This is a genomic window from Pseudomonas sp. NPDC088429, from assembly GCF_044753305.1.
Lineage (GTDB): Bacteria > Pseudomonadota > Gammaproteobacteria > Pseudomonadales > Pseudomonadaceae > Aquipseudomonas > Aquipseudomonas rustica.
On the sequence record NZ_JBIVMX010000091.1, the window covers coordinates 1 to 14,457 of the forward strand.

Genomic DNA, 14,457 nt, shown 5'->3' on the forward strand with positions numbered 1-14,457 from the left:
GTGTTTCCTACATCGCTGGTGTGACTGCTCCTCCGGGCAAGCTCATGGGCCATGCTGGCGCAATCATCTCTGGCGGCAAAGGCACTGCAGAAGAGAAATTCGCTGCACTGCAAGACGCAGGCGTTAAAACCGTGCGTTCGCTGGCAGACATCGGCAAGGCCCTGGCCGAGCTGACCGGTTGGGCTGTCAAGTAAGCCTCGCGCTTAACTGACGCTTCACCAAACAAAGGCCACCTTCGGGTGGCCTTTGTCGTTTCTGCAATTTGGAAGATCAAAAGATCGCAGCCTGCGGCAGCTCCTACATTGAAATGCGTTTTCATTGGGGGGGGGGGGCGATCGAAATGCCTTCATGGCCGGCAACCGTCATCCCCTGTAGGAGCTGCCGAAGGCTGCGATCTTTTGATCTTTGCCGTACCAACGAAAAATAGATACGTAAACGCGACACAGAAACGTCGCGTATCGGATAGTTCGCCCTCTAACAGTGCGTTTGCAGGCCAAATTCGTTAGGCTAGCAGCCATTTTTGCGTCTGCCGCCCACAAGGCATGCAACGCGCTTTAAGGGTCAGTCCCATACGGATCGACAGCATTTCCCTAATTACACAGGGCAATCCCCCTCTAAATTCCGATTCAGTAGTGTGGTATTACCTTAATGAAAGTTTTGAAAGGTCAGGACATCCTGGCACTTGGCTTTATGACATTTGCCCTGTTCGTTGGGGCCGGCAACATTATCTTCCCGCCTATCGTTGGCCTGCAGGCCGGACCTCACGTCTGGATGGCTGCGCTGGGTTTTCTGATCACCGCAGTGGGTTTGCCGGTGATCACCGTTGTCGCACTGGCCAAGGTCGGTGGGTCGATGGACGCGCTGAGCAGCCCGATCGGTAAAGTCGCGGGCGGCATTCTTGCGGCTGCGTGCTATCTGGCCGTCGGCCCGCTGTTTGCCACTCCGCGTACCGCCACCGTGTCCTTCGAAGTCGGTTTGGCGCCGCTGACCGGCGAAAGCCCGCTCGCGCTGTTCCTCTACAGTTCGGTGTACTTCCTGCTGGTGTTCTTCATCTCGCTCTACCCGGGCCGTTTGCTGGACACCGTTGGCCGTTTCCTCGCGCCGCTGAAGATCATCGCGCTGGCCGTGCTCGGTATCGCTGCATTCGCCTTGCCGGCGGGTGACGTCGGCCACGGTACGCCGGAATACGTCGCGGCACCGTTCTCCCAGGGCTTCATCAATGGTTACCTGACCATGGATACCCTCGGCGCGCTGGTGTTCGGCATCGTCATCGTCAACGCGATCCGCTCCCGTGGCGTCGAGTCGCCGAAGTTGATCACCCGTTACGCGATCATCGCCGGTTTGATCGCCGGTGTCGGTCTGGCGCTGGTCTACATCAGCCTGTTCCGTCTGGGTTCCGGCAGCCATGAAGTGGCCGTCGGTGCAACCAACGGCGCGGCGGTCTTGCACGCTTACGTGCAACACACCTTCGGTTCGCTGGGCAGCGGTTTCCTCGCGGTACTGATCTCGCTGGCGTGCCTGGTGACGGCAGTAGGTCTGACCTGCGCCTGTGCCGAGTACTTCAGCCGTGTGCTGCCACTGTCGTACAAGACCCTGGTGATCATTCTGGCGGCGTTCTCGCTGCTGGTGTCCAACCTCGGTCTGACCAAGCTGATCGCGTTCTCCATTCCGGTGCTCACCGCGATCTACCCGCCGTGCATCGTGTTGGTGGCGCTGAGCTTCTGCAAAGACTTCTGGCATGAACACGGTCGTATCCTCGGCCCGGTGATGCTGGTGTCGTTCCTGTTCGGCAGCATCGACGCACTGAAAGGCGCTGGTCTGGCTGACTGGATGCCGACGCAGCTGTCGCACCTGCCGCTGAGCGAGCAAGGTCTGGCGTGGCTGGTGCCGTGTGTGATGACTTTGGTGGTTGCAGTGGTTTGCGATCGCCTGCTGGGCAAGCGCAGCGAAGCGGTTGCCTGAGGTTGGCTGACCCGCCATAAGCGGGTCTTCAACGCTTAAACAGAAATGCCCCGTATCAATCGATACGGGGCATTTTTTATGGGCGTCAGGCAGTGTCTTTTTCCCTAGGCTAACGTCGAAGCACTGCATCGCTTTTATGTAGGAGCAGAGCTTGCTCGCGAAAGCGATCTGACATTCAACATTGATGTCGACAGAAACGCCGCTTTCGCGAGCAAGCTTTGCTCCTACAAGTTCACGTATTCAAGGGAATTGCATGTCGTTCATCCAGGCCAATCTGATCCACTTGCTCGCCGCGTGCTGGTTTGTCATCTGCTGGGGCGGTTACACCCGTTATGCCACGTGGAAGGGCCGCGACACCGCGTGCCTGGCCAGCGTGCTGCACTTGTACCGAGAAGACTGGATGCGCCGCATGCTCTTGCGTGACAACCGCATCGCCGACGCCAGCGTGATCGGCAATCTGGAGCGCAACGCGTCGTTTTTCGCCTCGAGCACGCTGATCATCCTCGCCGGTATTCTCACCGTGCTCGGCGCCTCCGAGCGGGCGGTGTCGTTGCTGGCGGACATCCCGATGGTGCAGCAAGCGTCGCAGGGCATGTCGGAAATCAAATTGCTGTGCCTGGCAATGGTGTTCGTCTACGCCTTCTTTACCTTCAGTTGGTGCATGCGCCAGTACAACTTCGCGGCGGTGCTGGTCGGTTCGGCGCCGATGATCGGCGAGCGTCATGTCTCCGAACAGGAGCGTAAAGCGTTCGCGGCACGGGCGGCGCGGGTGATTTCGATGGCGGCCAACCAGTTCAACTTCGGTCTGCGTTCTTACTACTTCGGCATGACCATGCTCGCGTGGTTCGTCAGCCCGTGGCTGTTCATGTTGTTGAGCACTGGCGTGGTGCTGGTCTTGTATCGTCGCGAGTTTCATTCCGACGTTCTCGACGTAATGGTCTATACCCCTACAGAGGCGCCCATTCCCGAGGCGAACAAAGAGGCCGCTTGATGAGTATTCCGTTCTGGTGTGTGTTTATCAGCGCTTTGCTGATTTATGTGGCGCGTATGCCGGTGGCCAAGGCGATGAAAGAGCAGGGCGGTTACAACAACCACTTGCCGCGCCAACAACAGGCGCAACTGACTGGTTACGGCGCGAGGGCGCTGGCGGCGCATCAGAACAGTATTGAAGCGTTCATGTTATTTGCCGTGGGTGTGTTGATGGCGCACACCACGCAAACGGTAGGATGGCTGATCGATGCCTTGGCGATCATCTTCGTCATCGCCCGCATCGTCTACTTGTGGTTCTACCTGGCTGATCTACCAGCACTGCGTAGCCTGGTCTGGTTCGTTGGCTTAGTGTGTTCGCTGCTGCTGATGATTAGTCCGACTTTTAGAACCCTTTTGCTCTAAGCGCCATTACCATTAAATCCCAGACAAAAGAAAACCCGCACTAGGCGGGTTTCTTTTTTCAGCGGTAAAAAGCAGATTATTGCTTCTTAGCAGCTTCGTCTTGCGCGGCAGCGTTCGATTCAGCCTGAGCTTTGGCAGCTTCGGCGTTTTCTTTCGCAGCGTCGTTCACTTTATCCTGAGCTTTGTTCATGTCTTGCTGAGCTTGTTCAGCATGTTGGTTGGCATCTTGAGCTTTGTCCTCGGATTTTTTATCGCAGGCAGCGAGACCGAGGGAAGCGGTCAACATCAAGGCAATAGCAAAAGTCTTACGCATGGGGTGTTTCTCCTTATGGAAAATAACTACTGGCCTTAAGAGCTTTGCGCTACAGGTTAAGTTCCTCATTTGTTTCAGATATATAAGTTTGTTTTGCCACGGAACTTTTGGCCTGTTGGCTACTACTGGCCAATGGCTTTAACGAGAGTAATTATCATATGGCTGAAAACCCCGTTTTTGAGCGCGCGACGCGATTTCTTTCAGCGTTAAGACACTGTCAGGTACTGGGTTTGCGGGTACATGAAGCCTCCAGAGAAGGGCTTACGGTGATCCTGCCTTACAGCTCACGAATTGTCGGAAATCCGCAGACCGGCGTGATTCACGGCGGGGCAATCACCTCGTTGATGGACACCGCTTGCGGGATGTCGACATTGTGCGTGTTGCCGGAATTCGAAGTCTGCCCGACCCTCGATTTGCGCATCGACTATATGCACGCCGCCGAACCGAACAAAGACGTCTATGGCTTCGCCCAGTGCTACCGGGTAACCACCGATGTGATCTTTGCTCGCGGTTTCGCCTACCAGGACGATCCTGCACAACCCATTGCCCACGTCGTCGGCACTTTTATGCGCATGGGCAAGGGTTTGAAAGGCACCAAAGGCTTCGGCGGCGTGATCAAGGGAGCAGGGCAATGAGCGATGATCTGAAACAGCAACTGCAACTCGCTCACGCTCAAGGTGATTACGCGCCACTGTTGAAGCTGATTCCCTACGCAGGTTTGATCGGCGTCGAATGTTCGCGGGTCGGCGATGAACTGCTGTTCAAGCTGCCAGCGAACAAGGACAACATTGGTAACCCTTTACTGCCTGCCATCCACGGCGGCGTGATTGCCGGGTTCATGGAACTGGCTGCGGCGCTGCATCTGTTGATCTTCACCGAAGCGCCGGGCGTGCCGAAGATTATCGATTTCTCCCTCGATTACCTGCGCGCCGGGCAATTCCGCGACACGTGGGCCAAATGTCAGGTGTGCCGGCAGGGGCGTCGCGTCGCCAACGTCGCAATCACGGCGTGGCAAAGCACCGAAGGCGAGCCGATTGCCACCGCTCGCGCGCACTTCAAAATTGATGAGCCCTTGAAATCCTGAACAGCGCCCCAAACTCAGAGAACAACCCGCCGCCGACCATTTCGGGTCGCGGCCACTGCCATCTGATTGGAGTTTGATGACCATGAGTGTGGAAACTCAAAAGGAAACCCTGGGCTTCCAGACCGAGGTGAAGCAACTGCTGCACCTCATGATCCATTCGCTGTATTCCAACAAGGAAATTTTCCTTCGCGAATTGATCTCGAACGCCTCTGACGCTGTCGACAAGCTGCGCTTCGAAGCCCTGGCCAAGCCAGAGTTGCTCGAAGGTGGCGCTGATCTGAAAATCCGTGTGAGCTTCGACAAAGACGCCAAGACCGTCACCCTCGAAGACAACGGTATCGGCATGAACCGTGACGATGTGATCACCCACCTGGGTACCATCGCCAAATCCGGCACTGCCGATTTCATGAAAAACCTCTCGGGCGATCAAAAGAAAGATTCGCACCTGATCGGTCAGTTCGGTGTGGGTTTCTATTCCGCATTCATCGTTGCCGATCAGGTTGACGTGTACTCCCGTCGCGCCGGCACCCCAGCCAGCGAAGGCGTGCACTGGTCGTCGAAAGGCGAGGGTGAGTTCGAAGTTGCGAACATCGACAAGCCAGAGCGCGGCACTCGTATCGTTCTGCACCTGAAAGCGGCTGAAGACGAATTCGCCGATGGCTGGCGTCTGCGCAACATCATCAAGAAATACTCCGACCACATCGCGCTGCCGATCGAGCTGCCGAAAGAAGTGGCACCTGCTGAAGGTGAAGAAACACCAGCGGCCGAATGGGAAACCGTCAACCGGGCCAGCGCCCTGTGGACTCGCCCTCGCACTGAAGTGAAGGACGAGGAATACCAGGAGTTCTACAAACACATCGCTCACGACTTTGAAAACCCGCTGGCCTGGAGCCACAACAAAGTCGAAGGCAAGCTTGAATACAGCTCGCTGTTGTATGTGCCGGCCCGCGCACCGTTCGACCTGTATCAGCGTGAAGCGCCGAAAGGCCTGAAGCTGTACGTGCAACGCGTGTTCGTCATGGATCAGGCCGAGTCGTTCCTGCCGCTGTACCTGCGCTTCATCAAAGGCGTGGTCGATTCCAACGACCTGTCGCTAAACGTGTCGCGTGAGATCCTGCAGAAAGACCCGATCATCGATTCGATGAAAACCGCGCTGACCAAGCGCGTGCTGGACATGCTGGAAAAACTGGCGAAAAACGAGCCTGAGCAATACAAAGGCTTCTGGAAGAACTTCGGTCAGGTCATGAAAGAAGGCCCGGCAGAAGACTTCGCCAACAAGGAGAAAATTGCCGGTCTGCTGCGTTTCGCATCGACCAACGGCGACGACGGCGAGCAGATCGTCGGTCTGGCCGACTACCTGGCCCGCGCCAAGGAAGGTCAGGACAAGATCTACTACCTCACCGGCGAAACCTACGCGCAGGTCAAGAACAGCCCGCACCTGGAAGTCTTCCGCAAGAAAGGCATCGAAGTGTTGCTGCTGACCGACCGCATCGACGAGTGGCTGATGAGCTACCTCAGCGAGTTCGACGGCAAGACCTTTGTCGACGTGGCACGCGGTGATCTCGATCTGGGCAACCTCGACTCGGAAGAGGACAAGAAAGCTGCAGAAGAAGTCGCCAAGTCCAAAGAAGGTCTGGTTGAGCGTTTGAAAACCGCGCTGGGCGATTCCGTGGCGGAAGTCCGGGTTTCCCATCGTCTGACCGATTCGCCGGCCATTCTGGCCATCGGCGAGCAGGATCTGGGTCTGCAAATGCGTCAGATCCTCGAAGCCAGCGGTCAGAAGGTTCCAGATTCGAAGCCGATTTTCGAGTTCAACCCAAGCCACCCGCTGATCGAGAAACTCGATGGCGAGCAGAGCGAAGAGCGTTTTGGCGACCTGTCGCACATCCTCTTCGATCAGGCAGCCCTGGCTGCCGGCGACAGCTTGAAGGATCCGGCCGCTTATGTGCGCCGTCTGAACAAGCTGCTGGTTGAGCTGTCGGTTTAACCAAGTCGTAGAAAAACCCGCTTCGGCGGGTTTTTTCATTCTGGTGTTTAGCAAATCAGGAGTCAGAAATGAGCCAAGTCACAGTACGTTCCGTGGTCTATCAGATTGACGGCCAGCCTTATGAAGGTCGTCTGGCGTTCGACGCCGAGCACAAAGGCGCGCGTCCGGGTTTGTTGATGGCGCCGAACTGGATGGGCGTCAGCGCGGGCGCGGAAGAAATCGCCAAGTCGGTGGCGGCCAAGGGCTACGTGGTGTTGATTGCTGACGTCTATGGTCAGGCCGTGCGTCCACAGAACGCTGATCAGGCGGGTGCGGCGATGATGCCGTTGAAGGATGACCGTGCGTTGCTGCGCACGCGTATGCAGGCGGCGTTCGAGCAGTTGCAGAAGCAGGGCGAGGCGGCGGTTGATACCTCGAAACTGGCGGTGTTCGGTTTCTGCTTTGGCGGTTGCTGTGCACTGGATCTGGCGCGCACCGGTGCGCCGGTGAAAGCGGCGGTGTCGTTCCATGGCACGCTCGATTCGCCGAACCCGGCGGATGCGCAGAACATCAAAGGCTCGGTGCTAGTGCTGCACGGTGCTTCCGACCCGTTGGTGCCGAAGGAACAATTGCCGGCGTTTGAAGATGAGATGAACGCGGCGAATGTCGATTGGCAGTTGCTCAGCTATGGCGGTGCGGTGCACTCGTTTACTGACCCGCATGCGAATGTGCCGGGCAAGATGATGTACGACGAGAAAACGGCCAAGCGCGCGTTCAAGTCGATGCATGATTTGCTGGATGAAGTGTTCAAAGGCTGATTTTTCAAGATCAAAAGATCGCAGCCTGCGGCAGCTCCTACACGCGATCAATGTAGGAGCTGCCGCAGGCTGCGATCTTTTGCTTTATCGGCCTGCCGGCAATTCAATCCGCTCAACTTCCCCCGGCACCGTCGGCCAATCCCCGGCCGCCCATTTACGCCGTGCCTCATCGATCGCCGCCGGATCGCTCGCGACAAAATTCCAGTTGATCCGCCGAGGCCCGTCCAGTGGCGCGCCGCCAAACACCACGGCGTGCACATCACTCTCGGCAAACAGACTCATCTCTTCCCCAGCCGGCAACACCACCAGCGCATGCGGCTCAATCGCTTCGCCGTTCAACTGCGCATCACCACTCAGCACATACACCGCCCGTTCTTCATGCTCGGTCGGAATCAGCAGTGTGGTCGCCGTTTGCATCTGCACTTCGGCATATAACGTAGGAGAAAGCACCGGCACCGGTGATTCCAGGCAAAAGCCTGACCCGGCAATCATGCGAATCTGCACGCCAAGGTTATCGCTGACCGGCAACGTCGCCGCCGGGTGATGGCTGTAATGCCCCGGGCCTTGTTCGTGATCCTTGGGTGAGGCCAGCCAGATCTGCAAGCCGTGCATCGTGAAGCTCTGTTCCCACAACGGCTCCGGCGTGCGCTCAACGTGGGCGATCGCGCTGCCGGCGGTCATCCAACTGACATCGCCGGCGCTGACCACCTGGTCGGAGCCGAGGCTGTCCTTGTGCTGGATCTGCCCCTGGAACAGGTAGGTGAGGGTCGACAGACCGATGTGCGGGTGCTGTCGGATGTTCATGCCTTTGCCCGTCGGATAAACCGTTTCGAGCATGTGGTCAAAAAACACGAATGGCCCGACGCTGCGGCATTTGGCTGACGGCAACGGGCGCAGAATCGGCTGGCCTTCGACGTCTTCGGCGCGCGGGCGGATGATCAGAGGTTGCGTGTCCATGGTGCATTCCAGGCTGAGCGGGTGATGCCAGAAGCATAACCCGCCGCTGGCATCAGGAGGATTACTGGCTGTCGAAGCCTTGTGGCGCGTGGGTTTCGATGGTGACGTCGCTGGTGGTCATCAGCTTGTGAATCGGGCAGCGGTCGGCGACGCGCAGCAGTTCTTCACGCTGAGCATCGGTGAGCACGCCTTTGAGGGTGAGGGTGACGTGCAGAACGTATTTGCCTTTTTGCTCTTCGCTATTGTCGCGTTTGACGTCGACGCCCACACCGGTCAGCGGGATGTCTTTCTTTTTCGCGTACATTTTCAGGGTCAGGGCTTTGCAGGCGCCCAGCGCGGCGTCGAAATAATCGTGCGGCTCTGGCGCCGTGCCTTCACCGCCGGCAGCAGCCGGGACGTCGGTGAACAATTCCAGATCATCGATTTTTACGGAGTGACGGAAACCTTCGGCAGAGACGGTATTGACGGTGATGGTCATGTGAACCTCGCTATCGGTGGGAAAATGTACTTCGATCAAAAAGGATCTTGCAGTTATAGAGCATTGTCGCCGCTGAACGTTTCACTTTCCGGCTGGCTGAACCCCGGCGGCTGCGCTGGGGTCTAGTCTGTGCCTACCTGCCGGAGATTACTTGTGTCCTTGTTTCGTTTGAGTCTTGCCAGTCTGTTGCTGATTGCCGGTGCCGCCCATGCGCGGGATTACACCTACAGCGATGCGCACCTGCATTACGTGGATTTTTTCCAGGAAACCGCTGGCATGCCGAAATTGCTGACAGCGATGAAAGAAAATTCCGTCGAGCACGTGATGATTTCCGGCATTCCGGTGGCGAAGAAGTGGCACGAAGATGAACCGAAACGTCCACGCTATTACGCCGGTGATGACGCCGATGCCTATTGGTACAGCGCCACTGATGTGATCGTCGCCGATGCCGTGCAAAAACTGCCTGCTGAGCAGCGGCCGTACTTTCATCCGTTCCTCTCCGGCTTCAATCCGAACGACAAGAACTCCGCCGCGCACATTCAGCGCATGCTCGATCTGTACCCGGGGCTGTGGCAGGGCATTGGCGAAGTGTTTACCCGTCATGATGACCTGACGGCGCTGACCTCCGGCGACACCCCGCGCGCCAACAATGAGGCGATGACCAAGATTTATCACCTGGCCGCCGAGAACGATTTGCCGGTGATGCTGCACTCGAACATCACCTCCAAGCGTGAGAAAAATCCGCTTTATCTGTCGGAAGTCGAAGAACCGCTGCGCAACCACCCGCACACCCGGTTTATCTGGGCGCACGCCGGCACCAGCGCCGAGATTCATCGGCATCAGACACAGATGGATTTCTTGCTGCCAACGCTGACGCGCATGCTGGAGGCCTATCCGAATCTGTACATCGACCTGTCGTGGAGCATGCTCACCCCGTATCTGCTGGATGAGCAAGGCAAGCCGCGCAAAGAGTGGCTGGCGCTGGTCGAGCGCTACCCTGAGCGCTTCATGCTGGGCTCGGACGTCGTAGGTCGATTCAACAAGCTGGGTAAGGAAATGCACAGCTTCAATCCGTTCCTCGACGCATTGCCTACAGAGGTCGCGCATAAAGTCGCGCGGGATAACTTCCTCGCGATCCTGCCGAAAACTTCGCCCAAATCAGGTATTGATCGCTGAAACGTTATTGCCAAGCGTTTGAAGTATTAAGGCGTTTTGATATCACCATTTCGTCTTACGCAAATTCGCAAAGGGCCGATACCTTCTAAAGCAACCAGCTGCAGGGTTGATGCAGCGCTTTTGGAAGGAACCAGAGCAATGAGTATCCGTAGTCTCAATATTGCCCCGCGCGCCGGTCTGGGTTTTGGCCTGTTGGCGCTGATGGTGTTTGCCCTTGGGGCGTTCGCCCTGCTGCAAATGGCGAACATGCGTGCGCAATCCGACGAGGTCGATAACAACTGGCTGCCCAGTGTGATGGCGGTCGGCGAGATGAGTCAGGACATGTTGCGCCTGCGTGCGCTGACCATGCGCCTGCTGCTCAATCGCGATCCGCAGGCGCTTGAGCAGAACGTCGCCAAGCTCAATGAGCTGCGCGGCGTGCTCAGCGAAGCCCAGCAAACTTATGACGTGCTGATTGTTCTGCCGGAGGAGCGCGCGTTGTTTGATCGCTTCAAGGTCGCCGAACACAAATACCTGGAATATCAGGCGCAGGTGATGCAGCTGTCCGCGCGGAACCGCGTGGAAGAGGCGGCGAGCATTCTCAACGGCCAGATGAGCCCGTTGGCCGATGAAATCGCAGTCACGCTGCGTGAGCTGGTCGAACTGAACAAACACAACGCCAATCTCGCCACCGAGGCCGCTCGGCTGGTGTTCACCAATTCGCGGGTGTGGGTCGGGGTGATGATCGGCATTACCGCGCTGATCACCATCGGTCTCGCGGTGATGCTGACGCGCAGCATCGTGCTGCCGCTGGCGCAATCGCTTGGAGTGGCGGAAGTGGTTGCGGCTGGCGACCTGACTGGCGACATCACTATCAGCGGCAAGGATGAACCGGCGCGGCTGCTGCAAGCGTTGCAAAGCATGCAGCACAACTTGCGCGACACGATCCGGCGAATTTCCGAATCCTCCAGCCAACTCGCCTCGGCCTCGGAAGAGCTGAGCTGCGTCACGGAAGACGCTACGCGCGGGTTGCATCAGCAGAGTCTGGAAATTGAACAGGCGGCGACGGCGGTGAATCAGATGACGGCAGCGGTTGAGGAGGTTGCCAGCAATGCGGTGGCGACGTCCGAAGCTTCGCGTGAATCGGATCGCATTGCTCAGCATGGGCGTGAACAGGTGCAGCAGACCGTGTCGTCGATTGAGTTTCTCGCTGAAGACGTGACCAACAATGCCACGCAGGTCGAGAATCTGGCGGACAAGGTGCATGGCATCAGCAAGGTGCTGGACGTGATTCGCTCGATTGCCGAGCAGACCAATTTGCTCGCGCTGAACGCGGCGATTGAAGCCGCGCGGGCCGGTGATGCCGGGCGAGGGTTTGCGGTGGTGGCGGATGAAGTGCGCGCACTGGCGCATCGCACGCAGCAATCGACGCACGAGATCGAGCAGATGATCAGCGGGATTCAGCAGGGCACCGATTCGGCGGTTAATTCGATGCAGCAGAGTAATGTCCGGGCGCGTTCGACACTGGAGCTGGCGAAAGCTGCTGGGGTAGCGCTGGAGGAGATTGCCTCGGCGTTTACGCTGATCAATGAACGCAATCTGGTCATCGCCAGTGCGTCGGAGGAGCAGGCGGCGGTGGCGCGGGAGGTGGATCGTAATCTGATGAACATTCGTGATCTGGCGATGCAGACGTCGGCAGGGGCGAATCAGACGAGTGCGGCGAGTCAGGAGTTGTCGCGGTTGGCGGTGGATTTGAACAGCATGGTGGCGAAGTTTTCGGTTTGAAATTACCCCTGTAGGAGCTGTCGAGTGAAACGAGGCTGCGATCTTTTGATGTTGATTTTTTAAGATCAGGATCAAAAGATCGCAGCGTGCCGCAGCTCCTACAGAGGCGCAAGTTGCCAGCAAAAAAAAGCCCCGCATCTCGCGGGGCTCTTTCATCGTGCGTCGAATCAGCTGCCTTTAACGGCTTTGCCGTTGACCGTGCCGTCGAGGAGCATGATGTTGTACTCCTTGCCGTCCGTTTCAACCTGTTGCAGGCGAACCAGCAAGTAATCCCAATCCTTGGCGAACCACAGGACGGTGATGCGCTTGCTTTGTGTCGGATCGCGAACGCGCTCGACCTTGATCGCGTCGATCTGGCCAGCCTTGGTTTCGACTTTCTCCGAACCCAGCACGCGGAAGTCGTAGGTATCGACTTCGCCATCATCGACTACCTGATAGCTCATGCTTTTCTTGCCGGCAGCCACGTCGTGCTGCAGCGCCAGTTGGTAGGTGGATTTGTCGACCATGCCACGGTTCAGCGGGATCTTCACCGCGTCGCCGCGATCAGTGCCGGTCACCAGTTTGTTGGCCCAGTCGAAGTCCAGGTCAGCCTTTTTCGCTTTGCCCAGACCGCCACGTTCGAAGTGGTAGGACTGTGGCAGCAAGGTGTCCTTGTCCAGGGTCAGGGTGCTTTCTTCGCTCAGGCTGGCGATCATCATCGATGCCTTGAAGCTGAGTTTCCAGACGCCGTTGGCTTCCTTGGTCAGGCTGCGCGAGGCGGTGCCGCTCATCGGCAGCTGTTTCCAGTCGGCGGTGTAGCTGGCGGAGAACGGTTGAAGGTCTGCTGCCTGTGCGAAGGGCAGGGCAAACAAGGCGCAAGCGAGAAGCAGGGCGCGACGCATAAAATCTCCTAGTGTCGAATCAAGTGGCCGCTGGCCGCGAGTAACTGGCCATCCAGTAAAGCACCGTCCGTACCGAGGGCCAGCCGGCCTTCAGCAAACCAGCGTATGGCCATCGGGTAGATCAGGTGTTCCTGAACGTGAACCCGCTGCGCCAGACTCTGCGGCGAATCGTGCAACTCTACCGGTATTACTGCCTGTACGACCAGTGGTCCGCCATCGAGTTCCTCGGTGACGAAGTGCACGGAGCAGCCGTGCTCCGTGTCGCCGGCTTCCAGCGCGCGCTGATGAGTGTGTAACCCTTTGTATTTGGGTAGCAGCGACGGGTGGATGTTGAGCAGGCGCCCTTGGTAGTGGCGAACGAAATCCGCGCTGAGAATGCGCATGAAACCGGCCAGTACCACGAGTTTGGGTTGGAATTCGTCGATCAGTTTGATCAGTGCAGCATCGAAGGCCTCGCGACCTTCGAATGCCTTGTGATCCAGCGAGCGGGTAGCGATACCCGCGTCACTGGCGCGTTGCAGGCCGTACGCGTCGGCGCGGTTGGAAATCACCGCAGCGATGCGAACCGGGCTGTCGCCGGCTCGCGTGCTGTCGATCAAAGCCTGCAAGTTACTGCCGGTGCCGGACAACAGCACCACGACATCACAGGGTGCGGACATTAATGAGCCTTAAGGTTCTGCAGATCAACCTGAGCTGCGCCTTCGGCCGCAGCAGCGATCTGACCGATCACCCAAGGCTGCTCGCCAGCGTCACGCAGGGTGTTCAGGGCGACTTCAACGTGCTCCTGAGCCACGCAGATGACCATGCCGACGCCGCAGTTCAGCACGCGGTGCATCTCGGTTTCGTCAACGTTGCCTTGCTCTTGCAGCCAGTCGAACACGGCCGGGCGAGTCCAGCTGGCGACGTCAACAACAGCCTGAGCGCCTTTTGGCAGAACGCGCGGGATGTTGTCGAGCAGGCCGCCACCGGTGATGTGGGCCATGGCTTTGACGGCGCCGGTGTCTTTGATCAGCTTGAGCAGCGGCTTCACGTAGATGCGGGTCGGGGCCATCAGCAGGTCGGTCAGCGGTTTGCCGTCGAGCTGGATGTTTTCGATGTCGGCACCGGAGACTTCGATGATCTTGCGGATCAGCGAGTAGCCGTTCGAGTGCGGGCCGGACGATGGCAGCGCGATCAGCGCGTCACCGGTGGCAACTTTCGAACCGTCGATGATTTCAGCTTTTTCCACAACGCCGACGCAGAAGCCGGCCAGGTCGTAGTCTTCGCCTTCGTACATGCCTGGCATTTCAGCGGTTTCGCCGCCAACCAGCGAGCAACCCGACAGTTCGCAGCCAGCGCCGATGCCGGTAACCACTTGGGTCGCGGTCTCGACATTGAGTTTGCCGGTGGCGTAGTAGTCGAGGAAGAACAGTGGCTCAGCGCCGCACACCACCAGGTCGTTGACGCACATGGCGACCAGGTCGATGCCGATGCTGTCGTGCTTGTTCAGGTTCAGCGCCAGACGCAGCTTGGTGCCGACGCCGTCGGTGCCGGAAACCAGCACTGGCTGCTTGTAGCCGGCCGGGATTTCGCAGAGGGCGCCGAAACCGCCCAGGCCGCCCATGACTTCCGGGCGCGCAGTGCGCTTGGCGACGCTCTTGATGCGTTCTACCAAAGCTACACCGGC

The 14,457-nt window shown here is 58.1% G+C and carries 15 protein-coding genes and 1 pseudogene; 10 read left to right on the forward strand and 6 right to left on the reverse strand.

Features of this window, described 5'->3' with window-relative positions:
• The 4 genes and pseudogenes from ACIP66_RS26555 to ACIP66_RS26570 all read left to right on the forward strand — a co-directional run.
• Window positions 1–194 (forward strand): annotated as a pseudogene (locus ACIP66_RS26555) (succinate--CoA ligase subunit alpha); the annotation flags it as partial.
• A gap of 454 nt (window positions 195–648) precedes the next feature.
• A complete protein-coding gene (brnQ, locus tag ACIP66_RS26560) occupies window positions 649–1,962 on the forward strand; it encodes a branched-chain amino acid transport system II carrier protein (protein WP_053118494.1) in 1,314 nt (437 codons plus the stop codon).
• 253 nt (window positions 1,963–2,215) lie between these two features.
• Window positions 2,216–2,953: a DUF599 domain-containing protein gene (locus ACIP66_RS26565; RefSeq protein ID WP_159815062.1), complete on the forward strand. Its 738-nt coding sequence runs from the start codon at window positions 2,216–2,218 to the stop codon at window positions 2,951–2,953.
• Window positions 2,953–3,354 (forward strand): MAPEG family protein, encoded by a 402-nt coding sequence (locus ACIP66_RS26570; RefSeq protein WP_400652069.1) that lies wholly within the window; start codon window positions 2,953–2,955, stop codon window positions 3,352–3,354. Before ACIP66_RS26565 ends, ACIP66_RS26570 begins: the two co-directional genes overlap by 1 nt.
• Window positions 3,355–3,430: 76 nt before the next feature.
• On the opposite strand, the gene ACIP66_RS26575 is transcribed toward ACIP66_RS26570, so the two are convergent.
• A complete protein-coding gene (locus ACIP66_RS26575) occupies window positions 3,431–3,667 on the reverse strand; it encodes a hypothetical protein (protein WP_053118505.1) in 237 nt (78 codons plus the stop codon).
• Window positions 3,668–3,825: 158 nt separating this feature from the next.
• Between ACIP66_RS26575 and ACIP66_RS26580 the strand changes: the two genes are divergently transcribed.
• The 4 genes from ACIP66_RS26580 to ACIP66_RS26595 all read left to right on the forward strand — a co-directional run bounded on the left by ACIP66_RS26580 (window position 3,826) and on the right by ACIP66_RS26595 (window position 7,535).
• Window positions 3,826–4,302 carry a PaaI family thioesterase gene (locus tag ACIP66_RS26580; protein WP_400652072.1) on the forward strand — a complete coding sequence of 159 codons (477 nt, stop codon included), beginning with the start codon at window positions 3,826–3,828 and terminating at the stop codon, window positions 4,300–4,302.
• Entirely contained in the window at window positions 4,299–4,751 is a 453-nt protein-coding gene (locus ACIP66_RS26585; RefSeq protein ID WP_053118509.1) for a PaaI family thioesterase, read from the forward strand. The genes ACIP66_RS26580 and ACIP66_RS26585 overlap by 4 nt, the downstream gene beginning before the upstream one ends.
• Before the next feature lie 82 nt (window positions 4,752–4,833).
• Window positions 4,834–6,738 carry a molecular chaperone HtpG gene (gene htpG, locus ACIP66_RS26590; RefSeq protein WP_053118568.1) on the forward strand — a complete coding sequence of 635 codons (1,905 nt, stop codon included), beginning with the start codon at window positions 4,834–4,836 and terminating at the stop codon, window positions 6,736–6,738.
• A gap of 68 nt (window positions 6,739–6,806) precedes the next feature.
• Entirely contained in the window at window positions 6,807–7,535 is a 729-nt protein-coding gene (locus ACIP66_RS26595; RefSeq protein WP_159815060.1) for a dienelactone hydrolase family protein, read from the forward strand.
• Between the two features lie 84 nt (window positions 7,536–7,619).
• Here the strand turns inward: ACIP66_RS26595 and ACIP66_RS26600 are convergent, their stop codons facing one another.
• Together ACIP66_RS26600 and ACIP66_RS26605 are read right to left on the reverse strand one after the other, a co-directional pair.
• Window positions 7,620–8,492 carry a pirin family protein gene (locus tag ACIP66_RS26600; protein WP_212544258.1) on the reverse strand — a complete coding sequence of 291 codons (873 nt, stop codon included), beginning with the start codon at window positions 8,490–8,492 and terminating at the stop codon, window positions 7,620–7,622.
• Window positions 8,493–8,553: 61 nt separating this feature from the next.
• Window positions 8,554–8,970 carry an OsmC family protein gene (locus ACIP66_RS26605; protein WP_053118518.1) on the reverse strand — a complete coding sequence of 139 codons (417 nt, stop codon included), beginning with the start codon at window positions 8,968–8,970 and terminating at the stop codon, window positions 8,554–8,556.
• A gap of 129 nt (window positions 8,971–9,099) precedes the next feature.
• Here ACIP66_RS26605 and ACIP66_RS26610 point away from each other — a divergent pair, with 129 nt between their 5' ends.
• Window positions 9,100–10,146 carry an amidohydrolase family protein gene (locus ACIP66_RS26610; protein WP_371262364.1) on the forward strand — a complete coding sequence of 349 codons (1,047 nt, stop codon included), beginning with the start codon at window positions 9,100–9,102 and terminating at the stop codon, window positions 10,144–10,146.
• Between the two features lie 138 nt (window positions 10,147–10,284).
• Window positions 10,285–11,910 (forward strand): methyl-accepting chemotaxis protein, encoded by a 1,626-nt coding sequence (locus ACIP66_RS26615; protein ID WP_400652077.1) that lies wholly within the window; start codon window positions 10,285–10,287, stop codon window positions 11,908–11,910.
• Between the two features lie 167 nt (window positions 11,911–12,077).
• Here ACIP66_RS26615 and ACIP66_RS26620 read toward each other — a convergent pair whose 3' ends face one another.
• The 3 genes from ACIP66_RS26620 to purM all read right to left on the reverse strand — a co-directional run.
• A complete protein-coding gene (locus ACIP66_RS26620; protein ID WP_053118524.1) occupies window positions 12,078–12,791 on the reverse strand; it encodes a DUF3108 domain-containing protein in 714 nt (237 codons plus the stop codon).
• 8 nt (window positions 12,792–12,799) lie between these two features.
• On the reverse strand, window positions 12,800–13,450 hold the full coding sequence (gene purN, locus ACIP66_RS26625) for a phosphoribosylglycinamide formyltransferase (protein WP_053118526.1): 651 nt from the start codon (window positions 13,448–13,450) through the stop codon (window positions 12,800–12,802).
• Window positions 13,450–14,457, reverse strand: a 1,008-nt coding sequence (gene purM / locus ACIP66_RS26630) for a phosphoribosylformylglycinamidine cyclo-ligase (protein WP_400652080.1), incomplete at its 5' end; no start/stop codon positions are given. The genes purM and purN, both read right to left, overlap by 1 nt.

What these genes read in the sequence shown, in the direction of transcription:
- brnQ (WP_053118494.1), top strand. Translation starts at nt 649, where the DNA reads ATGAAAGTTTTGAAAGGTCAGGACATCCTGGCACTTGGCTTTATGACA.
- ACIP66_RS26565 (WP_159815062.1), top strand. Translation starts at nt 2,216, where the DNA reads ATGTCGTTCATCCAGGCCAATCTGATCCACTTGCTCGCCGCGTGCTGG.
- ACIP66_RS26570 (WP_400652069.1), top strand. Translation starts at nt 2,953, where the DNA reads ATGAGTATTCCGTTCTGGTGTGTGTTTATCAGCGCTTTGCTGATTTAT.
- ACIP66_RS26575 (WP_053118505.1), bottom strand. Translation starts at nt 3,667, where the DNA reads ATGCGTAAGACTTTTGCTATTGCCTTGATGTTGACCGCTTCCCTCGGT.
- ACIP66_RS26580 (WP_400652072.1), top strand. Translation starts at nt 3,826, where the DNA reads ATGGCTGAAAACCCCGTTTTTGAGCGCGCGACGCGATTTCTTTCAGCG.
- ACIP66_RS26585 (WP_053118509.1), top strand. Translation starts at nt 4,299, where the DNA reads ATGAGCGATGATCTGAAACAGCAACTGCAACTCGCTCACGCTCAAGGT.
- htpG (WP_053118568.1), top strand. Translation starts at nt 4,834, where the DNA reads ATGAGTGTGGAAACTCAAAAGGAAACCCTGGGCTTCCAGACCGAGGTG.
- ACIP66_RS26595 (WP_159815060.1), top strand. Translation starts at nt 6,807, where the DNA reads ATGAGCCAAGTCACAGTACGTTCCGTGGTCTATCAGATTGACGGCCAG.
- ACIP66_RS26600 (WP_212544258.1), bottom strand. Translation starts at nt 8,492, where the DNA reads ATGGACACGCAACCTCTGATCATCCGCCCGCGCGCCGAAGACGTCGAA.
- ACIP66_RS26605 (WP_053118518.1), bottom strand. Translation starts at nt 8,970, where the DNA reads ATGACCATCACCGTCAATACCGTCTCTGCCGAAGGTTTCCGTCACTCC.
- ACIP66_RS26615 (WP_400652077.1), top strand. Translation starts at nt 10,285, where the DNA reads ATGAGTATCCGTAGTCTCAATATTGCCCCGCGCGCCGGTCTGGGTTTT.
- ACIP66_RS26620 (WP_053118524.1), bottom strand. Translation starts at nt 12,791, where the DNA reads ATGCGTCGCGCCCTGCTTCTCGCTTGCGCCTTGTTTGCCCTGCCCTTC.
- purN (WP_053118526.1), bottom strand. Translation starts at nt 13,450, where the DNA reads ATGTCCGCACCCTGTGATGTCGTGGTGCTGTTGTCCGGCACCGGCAGT.